Source organism: Micrococcus sp. GPGPB33 (genome assembly GCF_037853785.1).
Classification (GTDB): Bacteria; Actinomycetota; Actinomycetes; order Actinomycetales; family Micrococcaceae; genus Micrococcus; species Micrococcus luteus.
Map to the genome: position 1 here is coordinate 1,397,401 of NZ_JAQMWO010000002.1, position 16,576 is coordinate 1,413,976.

Genomic DNA, 16,576 nt, shown 5'->3' on the forward strand with positions numbered 1-16,576 from the left:
AGGGCGTGTCTCCCTTATGCGCGTAGCCAGGTGAAGATGGCGCAGAGGGTGACGGCGGCGCGGTAGGTGATCGCTAGCTTGTCGTAACGAGTGGCCAAGCCGCGCCATTGCTTGGCTAGGGCATGTCCCGAGCCACCCTCTACCGACGCATCCGCGCCATACCTGCTGCAAATTAGCGCTCTTGGCGCTGCCCCATCGTCTGCAAGCGACAACAGGGGAGGGGGAGCCATCCAGACTTGTGTCATATGACGCCCCATCACCGGAAGGACCACCGGACGGGGCCGACGGGACGCGGCCCAAGGGATGTCAACGTTCGTCCACGTGAGCTGCTGGCGTGTCCGGTGGGGGGTTCGGTCAGCGGGACAGCGGGGTGGGCACGGTGGCTGAGGTCTCCTGAGATCGAACGGCCCCGAGGCTTTCGTCTTGCGGGGCCGTCCCGGGGTGGTGGCGTGCCGTTCAGTAGCGGGCGGTGGTGCCCATCATGTTCCAGGGGCTGTAGTCGACAGCGGTCACGGCCACGCCCATTTGCGGGTTGCGGGCGTGGGCGATCTGGCCGTCGCCGATGTACATGGCCACGTGGTAGATCCCGGAGGCCGAGCCGTTGTTGGACCAGAAGACCAGGTCACCGACCTGGAGGTCGTCCAGGGAGACGTATTGGCTAGCGGCCGCATACTTGGGCCTTGGAGTTCAGAGGCAGCTCAATGTCGGCCTGCGCGAACGCGTTCTGAATGAAGCCGGAGCAGTCGTAGCCGGTCGGGCCATTTCCACCCCAGACGTAACCGACGCCCGGATCGGCAGCCTTGGCCGTAGCCCACTGCACGGCCGCCCCCCAACCAGTACTACTGGAGGAAGCGGTGGAGTAAGAGGCCCGCTGGATATCCTGGGCCGGCTCACTGCTGGTCGCGGACGAGTGCGTGTGAACCCTGGAAGAGCGGGACGTCTCGGCGGCGGTACCGCCCTCCCACGTACAGGAATTAGCAGTGGAGCCGCTGGGCGCGGAGTAGGCGCCCTCGTTGGCTGCGGCCGGGCCCATGCCGGCCACCGTGGCTCCCACCACGGTGGTCAGGCCTATCGCACCCATGGTGAGGGAACGGCGGTACTGGGAACGGCGGGCTTGTGCTTCAGCCTCGATGCGGGCACGGCGGGTGGGGGTAGGACATGGGTTACCTCGGTAGACATTGGCGTACATTTTCTGGACTTTTTCCACGGCCTCCTAATTCCGCGTCGAGCAAGTTATCACTTAGTCGAAATGGTCCGTGGCCAGAACGTTATGCAACAATGCGGATTCGTGATCTGGCCGCAACTTGCCGGAGTGCCAAGTTCCGAGCCGATTCAGGGTTGAGCCGGGCCCGGAAAGGCCGTCATTTCGAGCCTAGCTGTAGGAGGGCATGACGTTGTTGACTCGTGCCGGGGCCAACGAGGCCGGCGGGGCGTCCCCGCAGGAGGTATGAGGCCGATGGTAGTTGTAGTGGTTCACCCACACCGCCAGGGCCTCACGCCGAGCCTGCTCTGAGGTGTAGGGGCGGGCGTAGATGACCTCATCGACCATCAGCCGGTTGTACCTCTCCACCTTCCCGTTATGGCGCGGGGTGTAGGGCCGGATCCGGTGATGCCGGCCCCCGAGCGAGACCACCTTCGCGGTGAAGTCCGCAGCCCGGTAGTTGTTTCCGTTGTCCGTGATCACCCGGTCCACGGTGATGCCGTGGGCGGCGAAGAACGCCCTCGCCCGGCAGTAGAAGCTCACGGTCGTGGCCGCCCGCTCGTCCTCCAACGCTTCGGTGTAGGCCAGCCGGGTGAACCCGTCGATCGCCGAGTGCAGGTAGGTGTAGCCGACCCGCCGGCCTGCACCACGCTTGGAAGCACGGCCTGCTTCACTTTCACGTCCGTGGGTGCGCCAACCGCCCCCGTCTGGGATCTTCCCGATCTTCTTCACATCCAGGTGCACCATGTGCCCCGGCCCTCTCGCGGTGATCTTCTGGGGTCGTTGGCGCAGGTCTTCTCCGGCCGGGGTCAGGTCCCGTAGGCGGGAGATCCCGAGTCGGTGCAGCCACCGTCCCACGGTACGAAGACACACCCGGTGGCCCTCGGAGACGAGGTGGTGATGGATGCGCCGTGCGGACCACTTGCGCTCCCGCCGCAGGGCGTGGATCTGGGCCACCAGGACCGGATCGAGCTGGGCAGGTGAACGGTGCGGCCGGCTGGGCAGGTCCTGAAGGCCGGCTTCTCCCTGGGCGCGGTAGCGGGCCACCCAGGTGGCCACCGTGGGCCGGCTCACCCGGAACTCGGCGGCCACGTGGGACTGCGGGATCCCGTCGTGCAGGTGGCGGTGGACCATCCTGAGTCGGCCGGTGGGGGTCAGGGGTGCGTTAGCGTGAGTCATGAGTGGGTCTTCTCGGGCAGGTGGGTGGTGTAGGAACTTCCATCCTGCGGGAGAGGCCCACTCGTCTCATCTCAGCCCGTACCCCGTGGCAAGAACCTCATGACCCACAACACCTAGCCGCCCGCTCGAACGGCTCGGGCGGAGCCCGTGGCCGGCTGGGATCTTTACGGAATCTTCAAAGTTGAGCCCCTTTTCCGGGCCGGGCGGGGGGTCTATGGTCGGTTGCATGGCGGGCCGGTTCCAGCCGGTTCGTTTTCCGAACCGCACCGATGAAGGAGTAAGCCATGACCCATCACGTGAGCTCGATGCTGGAGACCTACCCGAAAGACTTGGGGGACATCGACCGGCAGAAGCTGGCCGAGTGCATCGAGGCCTGTTTCGAGTGCGCTCAGACCTGTACGGCCTGCGCGGACGCGTGCCTGGCCGAGGACATGGTCGCAGAACTGAGGCAGTGCATCCGGTTCAATTTGGATTGCGCCGACATCTGCGCCACCACCGGGGCGGTGCTGTCCAGGCAGACCGGCAACAACGTCGAGACCACTCGTGCCCTGCTGGAGGCCTGCCGGACCGCCTGCAAGACGTGCGGGGACGAGTGCGCCTCCCACGCTGAAATGCACGAGCACTGCAAGATCTGCGCTGAGGCTTGCCGGCGCTGCGAGCGGGCCTGCGCCGAGTTGCTCGCCTCCCTGGGCTGAGCGCAGTCCAGGCCCATGCCGTAATGCCAGTCAGGGCCAGCAGGCGTGGAACATGTGCTGCTGTCCCTGACTGGCCCGGCGGTAAAAGAACATCCCCGCAGGAGGAGAACTCGACGTGTCAAAGACAGGGCGCTTCACTTGTGCATGGCTGCATCCAGTTCCGTCCCGCTGTGGTCAGCGCAGCAGGACGGGTCGGGCGTCGATGCGGGTGCGGAAGAGGGTGTAGGGCTTGACCCGTTCATCCTGCCCCTGCCGGTAGTCGGCCTGGCGGTGGAGCTGGTTCGCGGTGATGTAGAGGTAGCCGTCGGCCGCGACCGAGAGCGTGTCCGGCCACAGCAACCGAGGGTCGCTGACCACGGTCTCCCACGCCCCGACGGTGTCGACCCGACGCCGCAGCACCGCGTTGTGCTCGTAGTTCGTCGCATACACGTTGCCCTGTGCGTCGGACTCCAGGCCGTCGCCGGCCCCGCCCTTGTCGCCTTCATCACGCACGGTCGCGGCCACCGCCGCCTCATCCAGGGCTCGGTCCACCAGCGCGTCGGTAGCCACACTGTAGAGCCGCCGGGATGCCAGCGGGCAGTAGTAGAGGCGGGCGCCGTCGGCGCCGATGGCGATTCCGTCCGCGCCCATCGCGATCGCCGGCGCCACGGTCCCGTCCTCCTGGCGGGCGACCATCGGGCGGCCCTCGACAACCGGCATGAAGTCTGTGAGCGGCTCGGCCTTCGTGGAGGGGTGCTCGTGCAGCCGCCGCCAGCTCTGACCGGTGGCCAGGTCCACCACCACCAGCGCGTTGGGTCCCTGGTCGGAGGAGTCGGTGAGGTAGGCGACGCCCTCGGCTCCGCGGCGCAGGTCGAAGCGCACGTCGTTGAGGTAGCTGGTGGGCAACGCGACATCCTGGGGGAACAGGATGGTCTTGACCACTGTGTCGCTGGTCAGGTCGACGCAGACGAGCTTGGGCCCGCCGTAGGTCGTGGGCTTGAATAGCGGGCTTCCGGTGTCCAGGATCCACAGCCGATCGGCAGGGTCCACCACCACGCTCTGCACCGAGACCAGGGTGTTCGCCAGGTCGTCGGAATCGGTGCGATTGATGGCCTCGTTCGGGTAGGCCACCGCCTCGCCGTCGCGAATTTCGGCCACCGTGAAGGCGACGTCATCGCCCCACTTCGGGTAATTGACGAAGATCCGCCCCCGGTGCGAGACCGTGACGCCGGTGAGCATGGCGCCGTGGAAATGGGCCACTTCCTCCAGCTCGCCCACCGGCTGCTCCGCGGGCAGGCCTTCCGATCGATTCTCCATCACATCGCTCCTGTCAGTCGGGCTCGTGCTCGGAACGGTACACCGGGTTCTCGGCCGCCGGGGCGGGAGCCTTCGGGCAGGACCAGTTCTGCCCGGCAGTCCCAGTGGGTTGCGGTGTGCGGTGCCCAGGACCCCGGTGCATGGAGAGCCCCCGTCCAAGTCACGTAAGGGGAGTGGTGCGCCGGTCAGCTGGTCCGGGCCACGGCGCTGAGCAGGGTGACCGCGACCGCGTCGATCTCGTGCGCTTCCACGCCGCCGACCTGGTTGAGCACCCGCAGCCGCGCCAGGGCGCTGTCTCCGATCGCCAGGACACCGTCTGATGAGACCAGCCCGACGTTGAAGTGTTCGGCCCACTCATCCCAGACGCCGCGGCTTTCGCACGCGAAAGCAACGAGTCGCGGGTCGTCGTGGGCATGTCGGAAGATCCGCGACTCGCCTCCGGACTGACCCGTCCCGGGCAGACCAGCCTCGTACAAACGCACCGGCACGCCCTGCTCCCGCAGCGCGTACGCCGTCGACAGACCAACGATCCCACCCCCGATCGCTGCTACCTCGGGTGAACGCGTCGTGGCAACGCCGTCGTCAGTTCCTGTCATCGCGGTTCCTCGATCTGTTGGTGATGAGCGATACGCCGCAGGAGAAGGGCCGCTGCCACGACGTCAGCGGGCTGTGTAAGCCCGCAGTCACCGCGCACAGCGACCCCTTCCTCTCTGGGCTAGGGCGTGTCTCCCTTATGCGCGTAGCCAGGTGAAGATGGCGCAGAGGGTGACGGCGGCGCGGTAGGTGATCGCTAGCTTGTCGTAACGAATGGCCAAGCCGCGCCATTGCTTGGCTAGGGCGAAGTGGCGTTCCACGACGTTGCGCCCGCGGTAGGCCTGGGCGTCGAAGGCCGGCGGCCGCCCGCCGCGGCTGCCGCGACGGGCTCGGGCCGCGATCTGGTCCCGTTTCTCCGGAATTACCGCGGTGATTCGGCGGCGGCGCAGCTCGTTGCGAATCACTCCGGTGGCATAGGCCCGGTCGGCGATCACCGCCTCCGGGCGGGCTCGGGCGGCGCCGGCGCCGAGTCGGGGAATCTGGATTTCGGCCAGCACCTGCGCCAGCACGGCCTCGTCGTTGCGCTGCCCGCCGGTGACGATCGCGGCCAGCGGCCGGCCGCGGCCATCGACGGCGTGGTGAATCTTGGTCGTCAGCCCGCCGCGGGAACGCCCGATGCCGTGCCCGGGCGGCTCAACCTCATCCAGCGGCAGTTTCTTGTGATTCGCCCCGGCCCCCTGTGTCCTGGTCCGGACGAGTGGTGTTCGTGGCGTGCTGATGGGCCCGGGCGATGGTCGCATCGACCGAGACGGCCCAGTCAATCATCCCGGCCGCATCGGCCTCGGCCAGCACGTGGGTCAGCACCCGATCCCAGGTCCCATCCGCGGCGTAGCGGCGGTGGCGCTTCCACACCGTCTGCCAGGGCCCGAACTGCTCCCGGGGCAGATCCCGCCACGGGACCCCGGTCCGATACCGGTAGGCGATGCCCTCCACCACCCTGCGGTGCTCCCCGAAGGGATGCCCACGCCGGCCCTGATTCGAGGGCAGCAACGGCTCGATCCGCTCCCACTGCTCGTCCGTGAACACCTGATACCGCGACCCTGTCGACCTCACCCGACCAGCCTGCCGCGAGCCTCACCACCGATAAGGGAGACACGCCCTAGGGCAGATGGGACTTCAACGGCGATGTTGTGGCGAACAGGGTTCGGCCGTCTCGATGGTCCTCAGGACAATAGAACGGCCCGCGGGGGCCTGCGTCAGGAGAGCGGGTGTGGACATCTTCGGGAAGCCCAAGGCGCTCCTGGGAGAGCAGGGGACGCCGTCGCCGCGCCCACGGACCACGAGGGCAAGGAGATCTGCATCCCGCACGGCACCCCTCGAGTTCGACAGCCCCAACTGGTACCATAAGCAAGTACCACATCGCACCCGAGGAGGCCAGCATGTCCATCAGCGCCAGTGAAGCCCGCAAGACCCTGTTCCCGCTCATCGAGCGAGTGAATGCGGACCGCGACGCCGTAGAGATCGTCTCCCGCAAGGGGAATGCCGTCCTCATGCCCGCGGACGAGTACGCCGCCTGGCAGGAGACCGCCTACCTGTTCCGCTCCCCGGCCAACGCCCGCCGGCTGCTGGACGCCTACGAGCGCGCCCGCGCAGGGAGCGTCGAGGAGCACGCTCTGGACCGCATGGACGGGGACGCCTGAGTGCGCCTCGTGTGGGACCGCTCGGCCTGGGAGGACTACACGCACTGGCAGACCACGGACCGCAAGGTCCTCAAGCGGATCAACACCCTCATCGACGCCGCCCTGCGTGATCCCTTCGACGGGATCGGCAAGCCCGAGCAGCTGAAGTACGGCGCGCCCGGGGCATGGTCCCGACGCATCACGGAGGAGCACAGGCTCGTCTACCTCGTCGACGGCGAGGACCTGATCATCCTCCAGGCGAGGTATCACTACTGACATGCGCTTCACCCAGGCCGAGCTCCAGCAGTTCCGCGACCGCACCGTCCCCGACCTGTTGCCGGACCCGCTGCGGCTGCTGTTCATCGGCATCAACCCCGGCCTGTGGAGCGCCGCCACCGGTGCGCACTTCGCCCGCCGCGGCAACCGCTTCTACCCGGCCCTGCACCGCGCCGGGCTCACCCGACACCTGATCGACGCCTCCGACGGCTACAAGGCCGAGGACCTCGCCGAGCTGCACGCCCGCGGCATCGGGATCTCCAACCTCGTCCCGCGGGCCTCCGCCCGCGCCGACGAGCTCACCGCGGAGGAGCTCGCCGCCGCCCCCGCCCGCCTGGACGCGCTCGTGGCAGCGCATGCGCCGGCCGTCGTCGCTGTGTTGGGGGTGACGGCCTACCGGCAGGCGTTCGGACGCCCGAAGGCGGTGCTGGGGGAGCAGCAGACGCCGTGGCCGGGCACGCGGCTGTTCGTGGCGCCGAACCCCAGCGGGCTCAACGCTCACGCCACCCTGGACTCGCTCGCCGCGGACTACCGTGCGGCCGGTGCCGCGGCGGGGCTCGTGGACTGAGTGCGCCCGCTGTCCCTGCGGCCGCGCTGACGCCTCAGGCCCGTCAGAAGAGCGGCCAGGGCACGGCCGGCGTCAGCCCGCTCGGGGCCGGGAAGATCCCGCCGTCGAGCAACCGGGCACAGCGTTCGGCAAGGGCGTCGACTTCCTCGGCACCCAGCAGCTCCGCCAGCCCCCACCCCAGCTCACCGTCGAGCCCGTGGAGAACCCGGGCGACGCCGTCGCGCTCCTCCTCGCTCAGCGCCTCGCCCAGCCACCCCCACAGCACGGTGCGCAGCTTGTCTTCCACATGGAACGTGAGCCCGTGGTCCACCCCGTACCGGTGCCCGCCGGGCATGGCGAGAATGTGGGCGCCCTTGCGGTCGGCGTTGTTGACGATCACGTCGAACACCGCCATGCGGCGCAGCGCCGCCGAGTCCTCATGGGCCAGGGCCAGCCGGTTCCCGTCCTCGTCCTCGCCCTCCAGGATCGTGAGCCATCCCGAGGCCGGTACCTCGTCCGCCGGGAACAGGCCCACGGCGTCCTGCCCAGGATCCTGCTCCTGCCAGAGCTGCACCATGCCCTCGCCGAAGGGGCCGTCGCGCAGCCACGTGCGCGGCACGATATCCCACCCCAGTGCCTCGGACACCAGGTGCGCGGCCACCTCGCGGCGGGCCAGGGTTGCGGCGGGGAAGTCCCAGAGCGGGGCCTCGCCGGCCACCGGCTTGTAGACCACCGGGGTGTCACCGATCGCGCCGAGGAACGTGGCGTTGGACGCCGTCGTGATGCGGCCGGTGAGCGTCAGCTCCCCGGACATCAGCTCGCCGGCGGGCACGTCCGCGGCGCTCATCAGGAGTCGGGGAGAGTGCAGTCGTGGCCGTCGGGGTCGATGGGCTGGCCGCAGTCCGAGCAGATCGGGCGCCCGGCGTCCACGACCTCCCGGGTGCGGCGGGCGAACGCCCGGGCGGCACCGACGGGCATCCGCACGCGCACGGCCTCGGCGTCCGCCTCGAGCGCCGGGGCGGCGTCGTCGTCGGTCAGCGGGTGCGCGTCGATGAGCACCTGCGCGGTGGTGGGGTCCCAGCCCAGGCCGATGGCCCCCACCCGGAACCACTCCTGCACCGGGTCCAGCGGATCGTTGTCCACGAGTTCCACGGGCGTGCTGGCCGGGACGCTGTGCGGATTGCCCTCCAACGCCATCAGATCGTCGAGGATCTCGTCGAGCATCTCCGCCATCAGGGCCGACTGCTGCTTCTCCAGGGCCAGGCTCACCAGCCGGGGCCCGGTGCGCACCTGCAGGTAGAACGTGCGGGCTCCGGGACGCCCGAGCGTCCCGATCACGACCCGATCCGGCCAGTCGAACTCATGGGCGGGGGCAGGTGCATCACTCATGCCACGATCCTAGGCGTCCGCTCGTCCACCGCGCCGGGGCCGGTGCCCGCGCCGCCGCCCACCGGGGCGTCGTCGGACGGGCCGAGGGCCGAGAGCCAGGACAGGTCCCCGGCGTCGGTATTGGTCGCCCAGACCCGCGGGCGGCTCGGCCCGTAGCTCACGATGGACACGGAGGCGGGTCCCACCTCGATCCGCTGGAACAGATCCAGGTGCGTGCCGAGCGCGTCGGCCAGGATCGACTTGATGACGTCCCCGTGGCTCACCGCCACCCACACCGCCCCGGGCCCGTGCTCGGCCTCGACGGCGGCGTCGTGCCGGCGGATCGCCGCCACCGCGCGGGCCTGCATGCCCGCCATGGACTCCCCGCCGGGGAAGACGACGGCGGACGGCTGGGTCTGCACCGTCGCCCACAGGGGCTCGGTGGCCAGGTCGCTGAGCGCGCGCCCCTGCCACTGGCCGTAGTCGCACTCGGTGAGGTCGTCGTCGACCAGCGAGGGCACCGTCCGCGGCTGGCGATCGAGGAGGGCGTGGGCCGTCTGCGCGCACCGCTCCAGGGGACTGGCCACCACCGCGGCCACGGGCACGGCCGCGACCCGATCCCCGGTGCGGGCCGCCTGCTCCCGTCCGTGGTCGTCCAGGCTGACCCCGGGGGTGCGGCCCGCCAGCAGTCCGGTCGCGTTGGCCGTGGTGCGGCCGTGCCGCACGAGAAGTACCGTCGCCATGGCCTCAGCGTAGCGAGGGGATGCCCGCCTCTCGCGGACAAAGCCTCGCGGCCATGACGCAAAGGGTCAGTGACGCAACGCGAGCACGCCTATGCCCGGCAAGGCTGACGCCCGTCTGCAGGCCTCGAACGCCCGGAGCAGGCCCTCGAGGCCTAGGACGGCGCCCTGCTGCTGGTCACCCACGACCGCCGCATGCTCGAGGCCGTCCGCCTAGACCGCCGCTGATACCCTCCCCCGGTGGTCAACCTCCTGCTCTCGGTGACGTTCGCGTGCGGCGTGGCGATCGCCGGGCTCCACGTGGTGAACCGGCGGTTCATCGCGCCGATGTACGACGTCGTCCTCAACCTGGCCGCGTTCCTCGCCGCCGTCGCCTCCTCCGTGCTCCTGGGGCACGTGCTGCCCGCGGTGTTCGCCGCGCTGGCCGTGCTCGCCTGGCTGATCCTGGCCGTCCGCACGGTGCGCGCCCGCCGCGCGGGGCATAAGTCTGCCGGCCAGCGCCCCGCCGGCGCCGGCCTCTAGGCTGGCGCCATGTCCTTCCTGATCCCTTCCGTCCCCGTCTCCTGCGGCTGCCTCCTCTTCGACGAGGCCGGCCGCCTGCTCGTGCTCAAGCCCACCTACAAGAAGGGGTGGACCATCCCCGGCGGGATCATGGAGGACGACGGCGAGACCCCCTGGGACGGCTGCCGCCGCGAGGTCCGGGAGGAGACGGGGCTGGAGGTGACCGCCGGGCGGCTCGTCGCCGTCGACACGCGGCCCAGCAAGGCCGACGGCCGGATCGGCCTGCGCTTCCTCTTCCGCGCCGTCCACCCGCTCACTGCCGCGGACGTCGCCGCCATCCGCCTGCAGGAGGACGAGGCCTCCGAGCATCGCTTCGTGACGTGCCAGGAGGCCCGGAAGCTCCTGCGCCCGGCGATCGCCCGCCGCGTCGACGCCGCCTGGGACGCCGCGCACTGCGTCTACCTGGAGGACGGGCGTCCCGCCGCGGGGGTGGATCAGCCGGCGGGCTGAGGCCCGGCCCCCGGCCGGACGAGCGGTGCCCGGCGGCGTCCCCGTCCCGGATGAGGGCCGCTGCCTGATCTGCGGGCGTGATCGTGGCGGCGCGGTCAGGAGGGTGGACGCGGGACGAGACGGTGCGCCCAGGCAACGGCGGGACGGTCCCACGGACGGTGCGGCCGTGTTCTCCGCCTCCGTGATCGACGACGCCACAGGCGTCAACATGGGCATCGGCTTCCTCGGCGTCGCCCTCGCCTTCGGCCTGACCGTGGTGGCCATGGCCTACGCCGTAGGCCACATCTCCGGCGGTCACTTCAACCCGGCCGTCACGCTGGGTGCGGCGCTCGCGGGTCGTCTGCCGTGGAAGCTCACTGTGCCGTACTGGATCGCCCAGCTCGTGGGCGGCGTGGCGGCCGGCGGCGTGCTGCTGGCGATCGCCTCCAGTCGTCCGGGCTACTCGCTTGCGGAGAACGGCCTGGCCACCAACGGCTATGGCGAACTCTCGCCCGCGGGCTACTCGATGGGCGCGGTGTTCCTGACCGAGGTGCTGCTGACCGCCGTGTTCCTCTACGTCATCCTCGGCGCCACGGACCGCCGTGCTCCGTCCGGCTTCGCGCCGCTGGCCATCGGCCTGACCCTCACGCTGATCCACCTGATCTCCATCCCCGTGTCGAACACCTCCGTGAACCCCGCTCGCTCCTTCGGCGTGGCCCTGTTCGCGGGCGGGGACGCCCTCGGCCAGGTCTGGCTGTTCTTCGTGGCCCCGTTGTTGGGCGCCGCGGTCGCCGGTCTCAGCTACCGCTTCGTCTTCCCCAACACCTCCCGGGTGACCGAGGAGCTGCCCGAGCCCGCCGCCGACGGGACGCGGGACGCCGTCTGATCCCTGTCATTCGGGCCCTGCCCTCACCGCCCCGTCTCTTCCCGCACCTCCTTGGAACGCAGCAGGCGCGGCGCCGTCGTCAGCGCCAGCCCGCCGAGGATGTTCAGGGGGATCACCCACCACACCCAACTGAGCCACTCGAGCCACCCCACGCCGTGCGCTCCGGACAGGATGGCTCCGATGATGAGGATCGAGTCCATCACCGAATGGAAGAGCGAACCGCCGGCGAGGACGATGGCTCCGGCGACGGACGCGACGATCATCGCCGTCGGGCTGTCCGTCCCGGCCTGCATCCGCGTCACGAGGGTGATCGCCACCCCGGCCAGGACCGCCAGGGCGGCGCCCTGCCAGCTGAAGCCGATGTCCAGGAAGTGGTGGGCGCTCTCGGCCAGGGTGCCGTGCAGGTCGGGGAACCCCGCCACCACGAGGGCGATCATCACGGTGCCGCCGAGGAGGTTCATAACGAGGGTCACCGCCCACAGACGCAGCAGCTCCATCCACGTGCCTCGGCCGGCGGCGATCGCGGTGATCGGGTAGTAGAACCCCTCCGTGAAGAGCTCGGAGTGGGCGAGGAACAGGCTGACCAGGCCGATGGAGAACGCGAGTCCGGCCAGAAGGTGGCTGCCCGTCTCGTGGAGCGTGAGCAGGTACGCGAGCAGGCCGATCGTGATCTCGACGCCGCCCAGGAACCCGGTGGTCGTCAGGACGGTGAGGGACCGATGCAGGCGTTCCGCGCCCTCGTCTGCCGCCGCCCTGTGGGCCGCCGGCCTGCCGGAGACGGACTGACCGGCATCGCTCCCTTCACGGTCATGTCCGTGGCACACTGGGCCGATGATGCATGACGAACGGCCCACGGGTCGGCTGGGCCTCGCCCTGGGCGGCGGAGGAGCGCGCGGGCTGTGCCACATCGGGGTCTGGCGGGTGCTCGAGGAGCTCGACATCCGCCCGGACGTGCTCGCGGGAACGAGCATGGGCGGCCTCCTCGGCGCGCTCATAGCCGCCGGTCATGACGCCGCCTCGCTCGAGAAGATCGAGCGGAGCGTGGACTGGCCGCGGCTCATCAACTGGGGCCTGACCGGCGGCATCCTCTCCAGCGAGAGGCTGCGGGCCTGGCTCCGCGAGCTGCTCCCGGACACCTTCGAGGAGCTGCAGATTCCCCTGGTGCTCACCGCGGCCGACGTCGTCGAGGGCCAGACCCGCTACCTGCACACCGGGGACCTCATCACCGCGATCCAGGCGACCACCGCCTACCCCGGCGCGCTGGAGCCGGTGACCGTGGGGGACTCCGTGCTGGTGGACGGCGGCATCCTCAACCAGATCCCGGTGGACGGGGTGCGCTTCCTGGGCGCGCAGCGGGTGATCGCCGTCGATGCCACCACGCTCGAGCCCCTGGAGCGGCCGGAGCCCGGGGCGCGCACCCGCACCCGCCGTTCGCCCGCCACGTCGCTGCGCCAGGCCATGCGGGCGATTGACGTCATGCAGGCCCAGCTCACCACCGTCCGGCTCTCGCTCTACCGGCCGGACGTGCTCATCAGCCCGCCGATCGAGGGGATGACGGTCGCGGACTTCCGCAGCTCCGGCGTCGCCATCGCGGCGGGAGAGGAGGCGACGCGCGCCCGGGCCGAGAAGCTCGTGGAGCTCAGTCGCGGCAGAATGGCCTGACGCCCGCCGCACTTCCGTCAGGAGCACCATGACCGCCACCCTTGTCGCCTCCGGCCTCGCCGGCGGCCACGGCCACCGCACGCTCTTCGAGGATCTGGACCTCACGGTCGCGCCCGGGGACGTCGTCGGCGTCGTGGGGGCCAACGGCGCGGGCAAGTCCACCCTGCTGCGCATCCTCGGCGGGGACCTCGCGCCGCAGGCCGGCACGGTCAGCCTGGCCCCGGCCGACGCGTTCGTGGGCTGGCTGCCGCAGGAGCACGAGCGGGTGCCGGGGGAGACGGTCGCCGGGTACATCGCCCGCCGCACCGGGTGCGCCGCCGCGCAGACCGAGATGGACGAGGCCGCCGAGGCCCTGGCGGACCCGGACGTCGCCGACGCCGCCGCGGACCGCTACAACACCGCCCTCACCCGCTGGCTGGCCTCCGGCGCCGCGGACCTGGAGGAGCGCATCCCCGCCGTCCTGGCCGACCTCGGCCTGGACCTCTCCGCCTCCCCGGAACAGGTCCTCATGACCTCCCTCTCCGGTGGGCAGGCCGCCCGCGTCGGCCTCGCCGCGCTGCTGCTGTCCCGCTTCGACGTCGTGCTCCTGGACGAGCCCACCAACGACCTGGACCTCGACGGCCTGACCCGCCTGGAGGCCTTCGTGCAGGAGCTGCGCGGCGGCGTCGTGCTGGTGAGCCACGACCGCGAGTTCCTGGCCCGCTGCGTCACCCGCGTCCTGGAGCTCGACCTCGCCCAGCGCACCAACCGCGTCTACGGCGGCGGCTATGAGGCCTACCTCGAGGAGCGGGCCACCCTGCGCCGCCAGGCCCGGGAGAAGTACGAGGAGTTCGCCGAGCAGAAGCAGGACCTCGTCTCCCGCGCCCGCACCCAGCGGGAGTGGTCCAGCCAGGGCGTGCGCAACGCGGTGAAGAAGTCCCCGGACAACGACAAGCTGCGCCGCAGGGCCAACAGTGAGTCGAGCGAGAAGCAGGCCCAGAAGGTCCGGCAGATGGAGAGCCGCATCGCGCGCCTGGAGGAGGTGGAGGAGCCGCGCAAGGAGTGGAGGCTGGAGTTCACCATCGGTGCGGCGCCGCGCTCCAGCTCGGTGGTCGCCACCCTCAACGACGCCGTCTTCCGGCAGGGCGGCTTCACGCTCGGCCCGGTGTCCCGCCAGGTGAACGCGGGGGAGCGGATCGGCATCACCGGGCCCAACGGGGCCGGCAAGTCCACCCTGCTGCGCGGGCTGCTGGGCCGCCAGGCCCCGGACGAGGGCACGGCCGCCCTGGGTTCCAGCGTGCAGATCGGGGAGATCGACCAGGCGCGCTCGCTGCTGGCCGGGACCGTCCCGCTCGCCGCGGCCGTCGAGGCGCTCGTGCCCGAGATGGCCTCCGGGGAGGTGCGCACCCTGCTGGCCAAGTTCGGCCTCAAGGCCGACCACGTGAACCGCCCCGTGGACGAGCTCTCGCCCGGCGAGCGCACCCGGGCATCCCTGGCCCTGCTCCAGGCCCGCGGGGTGAACGTCCTGGTGCTCGACGAGCCCACCAACCACCTGGACCTGGAGGCCATCGAGCAGCTCGAACAGGCCCTGGAGACCTATGAGGGCGCCCTGCTGCTCGTCACCCACGACCGCCGCATGCTGGACACCGTCCGCACCGACCGTCGCTGGCAGGTCCAGGACGGGCGGGTGACGGAGCGCTGACGACCCGGGCACCGTCACCCTTGCCCGAGATTCGGTTGTGTACGACCATGAGAGTTCAGTCCCCACCGACGAAAGGGCCCCAGACATGTCCCGCATCCTGATGATCCTCACCTCGCACGACCAGCTGGGCGACACCGGCCGCAAGACCGGGTTCTGGCTCGAGGAGTTCGCCTCGCCCTACTATGTCTTCACGGACGCCGGCCACGAGGTCACCCTCGCCTCGCCCCGCGGCGGCCAGCCGCCCATCGACCCGACGAGCTCGAAGCCGGAGATGCAGACCGAGGCCACCCGCCGGTTCGACCAGGACGAGGAGGCCAAGGCCGCCCTGGCCCACACCACGCCCCTGGCGCAGGTGGACGTGGACGGGTTCGACGCCGTCTTCTACCCGGGCGGTCACGGCCCGCTGTGGGACCTGGTGTCCGACGCCGACTCCACGCGGATCATCCTCGACAGCGACGCGGCCGGGCGCCCGCTCGGCCTCGTCTGCCACGCGCCCGGGATCCTGCACCCGATCACCGCCGCCGACGGCACCCCGTTCGTGCGCGGCCGTCAGGTCACCGGGTTCACCAACGGCGAGGAGGAGGCCGCCCAGCTGACGGACGTCGTCCCGTTCCTCGTCGAGGACGCGCTGATCGCCGCCGGAGCGGACTACCGCAAGGGCCCGGACGGGGAGAGCTTCGTGGTCACGGACGGCACCCTGGTGACCGGCCAGAACCCGGCCTCCTCCGGCGACGCCGCCCGCCGCCTCCTGGACCTGCTCGCGCGCTGACCCCCCGCCGAGCCCGCCGCTTCGACCCCGAGGAGACCACCATGAGCACCCCCACCCACACGCGCGAGATCCACCTCGCCTCCCGCCCCCACGGCGCCCCGACGCCGGAGAACTTCCGCCTCACGGAGGTCGAGCTCCCCGAGCTCGCCGAGGGCCAGGTCCTCGTGCGCAACACCGTGATGTCCGTGGACCCGTACATGCGCGGCCGCATGAACGACGTCGAGTCCTACGTGCCTCCGTTCCAACTCGACGCCCCCTCGACGGCGGCGCGGTGGGCACCGTGATCGCCTCGCGCCACGCGGACGTGCCGGAGGGCACGTCCGTGCTCCACGGCCGCGGCTGGCGCGAGCACGCCGTCCTCGACGGCGACACCGTCCAGGTCGTGGACACCTCCCAGTTCTCGGACAGCACCTACCTGGGCGTGCTGGGCATGACGGGTCTGACCGCCTACACCGGCCTCGTGCACGTGGCCGAGATGCAGGAGGGCGACGCCGTCTTCATCTCGGGCGCCGCGGGGGCCGTCGGCTCGGTCGCCGGCCAGATCGCCCGCCTGCTGGGCGCCTCGCGCGTGGTCGGCTCGGCGGGCACGCCCGAGAAGGTGGCGCGGGTGAAGGAGCTGGGCTTCGACGCCGCGTTCGACTACCACGACGGCTCGCCCACCGATCTGCTGGCCGAGGCGGCGCCGGAGGGCATCGACGTCTACTTCGACAACGTGGGCGGCGACCACCTCGAGGCCGCCATCGCCGCGATGCGGGTCGACGGCCGCGTGGCGATGTGCGGCGCGATCGCCCAGTACAACTCGACGGAGCCGCCGGCCGCCCCGCGCAACCTCGCCCTGGCGATCGGCAAGTGCCTGACCCTGCGCGGCTTCGTCCTGCAGAAGTACGCAGCGCAGGTCCGCCCCGAGTTCCTGGAGCGCGTGGGCCCGTGGGTCGCCGCCGGGAAGATCCAGTGGGACGAGACCGTCCGGGAGGGGCTGGAGAACGCACCCCAGGCGTTCATCGACCTGCTCGAGGGTGCCAACACGGGGAAGATGCTCGTCCGGCTGTGACGGGCGACGGCGCACTCGGGGG

19 protein-coding genes and 3 pseudogenes are annotated in these 16,576 nt (G+C 70.7%); 12 read left to right on the plus strand and 10 right to left on the minus strand.

Annotation, left to right across the window (positions count from 1 at the left end):
* Positions 1–456: 456 nt before the first annotated feature.
* From POD19_RS06725 to POD19_RS06735, 3 genes and pseudogenes are all read right to left on the minus strand, one after another.
* Positions 457–660: pseudogene (locus POD19_RS06725) on the minus strand (C40 family peptidase); the annotation flags it as partial.
* A complete protein-coding gene (locus POD19_RS06730; protein WP_100057286.1) occupies positions 659–1,189 on the minus strand; it encodes an NlpC/P60 family protein in 531 nt (176 codons plus the stop codon). The gene POD19_RS06730 and the pseudogene POD19_RS06725, both read right to left, overlap by 2 nt.
* A 183-nt stretch (positions 1,190–1,372) precedes the next feature.
* Positions 1,373–2,380, minus strand: coding sequence for an IS481 family transposase (locus tag POD19_RS06735; RefSeq protein WP_269295472.1), 1,008 nt, complete (start codon positions 2,378–2,380; stop codon positions 1,373–1,375).
* A 284-nt stretch (positions 2,381–2,664) separates the two neighbouring features.
* On the opposite strand from POD19_RS06735, the gene POD19_RS06740 reads away from it, so the two are divergent.
* The gene (locus POD19_RS06740) at positions 2,665–3,075 is read left to right on the plus strand and encodes a four-helix bundle copper-binding protein (protein ID WP_002855901.1); all 411 of its coding nucleotides are present in this window, start codon (positions 2,665–2,667) and stop codon (positions 3,073–3,075) included.
* Between the two features lie 174 nt (positions 3,076–3,249).
* On the opposite strand, the gene POD19_RS06745 is transcribed toward POD19_RS06740, so the two are convergent.
* The 3 genes from POD19_RS06745 to POD19_RS06755 all read right to left on the minus strand — a co-directional run bounded on the left by POD19_RS06745 (position 3,250) and on the right by POD19_RS06755 (position 6,018).
* On the minus strand, positions 3,250–4,332 hold the full coding sequence (locus POD19_RS06745; protein WP_236601339.1) for a major royal jelly family protein: 1,083 nt from the start codon (positions 4,330–4,332) through the stop codon (positions 3,250–3,252).
* A 224-nt stretch (positions 4,333–4,556) separates the two neighbouring features.
* Positions 4,557–4,967 (minus strand): FAD-dependent oxidoreductase, encoded by a 411-nt coding sequence (locus POD19_RS06750; protein ID WP_070708869.1) that lies wholly within the window; start codon positions 4,965–4,967, stop codon positions 4,557–4,559.
* A gap of 135 nt (positions 4,968–5,102) precedes the next feature.
* Positions 5,103–6,018, minus strand: a protein-coding gene (locus tag POD19_RS06755) for an IS5 family transposase (protein WP_222114840.1) whose coding sequence is annotated in 2 segments (ribosomal slippage) — positions 5,103–5,642 and positions 5,644–6,018 — 915 coding nt in all. Because the reading frame shifts where the segments join, the coding sequence is not laid out codon by codon here.
* A gap of 326 nt (positions 6,019–6,344) precedes the next feature.
* On the opposite strand from POD19_RS06755, the gene POD19_RS06760 reads away from it, so the two are divergent.
* Genes POD19_RS06760 through POD19_RS06770 form a run of 3 tightly spaced genes read left to right on the plus strand, consistent with a single transcriptional unit; the run spans position 6,345 to position 7,428 of the window.
* Complete coding sequence (locus tag POD19_RS06760) at positions 6,345–6,605, plus strand: type II toxin-antitoxin system Phd/YefM family antitoxin (RefSeq protein ID WP_036340860.1); 261 nt, start codon at positions 6,345–6,347, stop codon at positions 6,603–6,605.
* Positions 6,606–6,860 carry a Txe/YoeB family addiction module toxin gene (locus tag POD19_RS06765; RefSeq protein ID WP_041103932.1) on the plus strand — a complete coding sequence of 85 codons (255 nt, stop codon included), beginning with the start codon at positions 6,606–6,608 and terminating at the stop codon, positions 6,858–6,860.
* Position 6,861: 1 nt separating this feature from the next.
* Positions 6,862–7,428 carry a mismatch-specific DNA-glycosylase gene (locus tag POD19_RS06770; protein ID WP_041103934.1) on the plus strand — a complete coding sequence of 189 codons (567 nt, stop codon included), beginning with the start codon at positions 6,862–6,864 and terminating at the stop codon, positions 7,426–7,428.
* A 43-nt stretch (positions 7,429–7,471) separates the two neighbouring features.
* Here POD19_RS06770 and POD19_RS06775 read toward each other — a convergent pair whose 3' ends face one another.
* Genes POD19_RS06775 through POD19_RS06785 form a run of 3 tightly spaced genes read right to left on the minus strand, consistent with a single transcriptional unit; the run spans position 7,472 to position 9,518 of the window.
* Positions 7,472–8,254, minus strand: a complete 783-nt coding sequence (locus tag POD19_RS06775; protein ID WP_144818646.1) for an SCO1664 family protein — start codon at positions 8,252–8,254, stop codon at positions 7,472–7,474.
* Positions 8,254–8,796 carry a DUF3090 domain-containing protein gene (locus tag POD19_RS06780; protein WP_036340843.1) on the minus strand — a complete coding sequence of 181 codons (543 nt, stop codon included), beginning with the start codon at positions 8,794–8,796 and terminating at the stop codon, positions 8,254–8,256. Before POD19_RS06780 ends, POD19_RS06775 begins: the two co-directional genes overlap by 1 nt.
* Positions 8,793–9,518, minus strand: coding sequence for a histidine phosphatase family protein (locus tag POD19_RS06785; protein ID WP_169577815.1), 726 nt, complete (start codon positions 9,516–9,518; stop codon positions 8,793–8,795). The genes POD19_RS06780 and POD19_RS06785 overlap by 4 nt, the downstream gene beginning before the upstream one ends.
* 123 nt (positions 9,519–9,641) lie before the next feature.
* Here POD19_RS06785 and POD19_RS13025 point away from each other — a divergent pair.
* The 4 genes and pseudogenes from POD19_RS13025 to aqpZ all read left to right on the plus strand — a co-directional run.
* Positions 9,642–9,743, plus strand: a pseudogene (locus tag POD19_RS13025) (ATP-binding cassette domain-containing protein); the annotation flags it as partial.
* 12 nt (positions 9,744–9,755) lie between these two features.
* Entirely contained in the window at positions 9,756–10,037 is a 282-nt protein-coding gene (locus POD19_RS06790) for a hypothetical protein (RefSeq protein WP_231119487.1), read from the plus strand.
* 9 nt (positions 10,038–10,046) lie between these two features.
* Positions 10,047–10,526 (plus strand): NUDIX domain-containing protein, encoded by a 480-nt coding sequence (locus tag POD19_RS06795; protein ID WP_102708427.1) that lies wholly within the window; start codon positions 10,047–10,049, stop codon positions 10,524–10,526.
* A gap of 166 nt (positions 10,527–10,692) precedes the next feature.
* Positions 10,693–11,391 (plus strand): aquaporin Z, encoded by a 699-nt coding sequence (gene aqpZ, locus POD19_RS06800; protein WP_136940223.1) that lies wholly within the window; start codon positions 10,693–10,695, stop codon positions 11,389–11,391.
* A 23-nt stretch (positions 11,392–11,414) separates the two neighbouring features.
* Here the strand turns inward: aqpZ and POD19_RS06805 are convergent, their stop codons facing one another.
* The gene (locus tag POD19_RS06805; protein ID WP_078025878.1) at positions 11,415–12,215 is read right to left on the minus strand and encodes a formate/nitrite transporter family protein; all 801 of its coding nucleotides are present in this window, start codon (positions 12,213–12,215) and stop codon (positions 11,415–11,417) included.
* Between the two features lie 7 nt (positions 12,216–12,222).
* Between POD19_RS06805 and POD19_RS06810 the strand changes: the two genes are divergently transcribed.
* The 4 genes and pseudogenes from POD19_RS06810 (at position 12,223) to POD19_RS06825 (ending at position 16,554) form a co-directional block, all read left to right on the plus strand.
* Positions 12,223–13,053, plus strand: a complete 831-nt coding sequence (locus POD19_RS06810) for a patatin-like phospholipase family protein (RefSeq protein ID WP_010080497.1) — start codon at positions 12,223–12,225, stop codon at positions 13,051–13,053.
* A 28-nt stretch (positions 13,054–13,081) separates the two neighbouring features.
* A complete protein-coding gene (locus POD19_RS06815; protein WP_144818648.1) occupies positions 13,082–14,734 on the plus strand; it encodes an ABC-F family ATP-binding cassette domain-containing protein in 1,653 nt (550 codons plus the stop codon).
* Positions 14,735–14,819: 85 nt separating this feature from the next.
* The gene (locus POD19_RS06820; protein WP_036316400.1) at positions 14,820–15,503 is read left to right on the plus strand and encodes a type 1 glutamine amidotransferase domain-containing protein; all 684 of its coding nucleotides are present in this window, start codon (positions 14,820–14,822) and stop codon (positions 15,501–15,503) included.
* 41 nt (positions 15,504–15,544) lie between these two features.
* Positions 15,545–16,554, plus strand: a pseudogene (locus tag POD19_RS06825) (NADP-dependent oxidoreductase).
* The last annotated feature ends 22 nt before the right edge of the window (positions 16,555–16,576 follow it).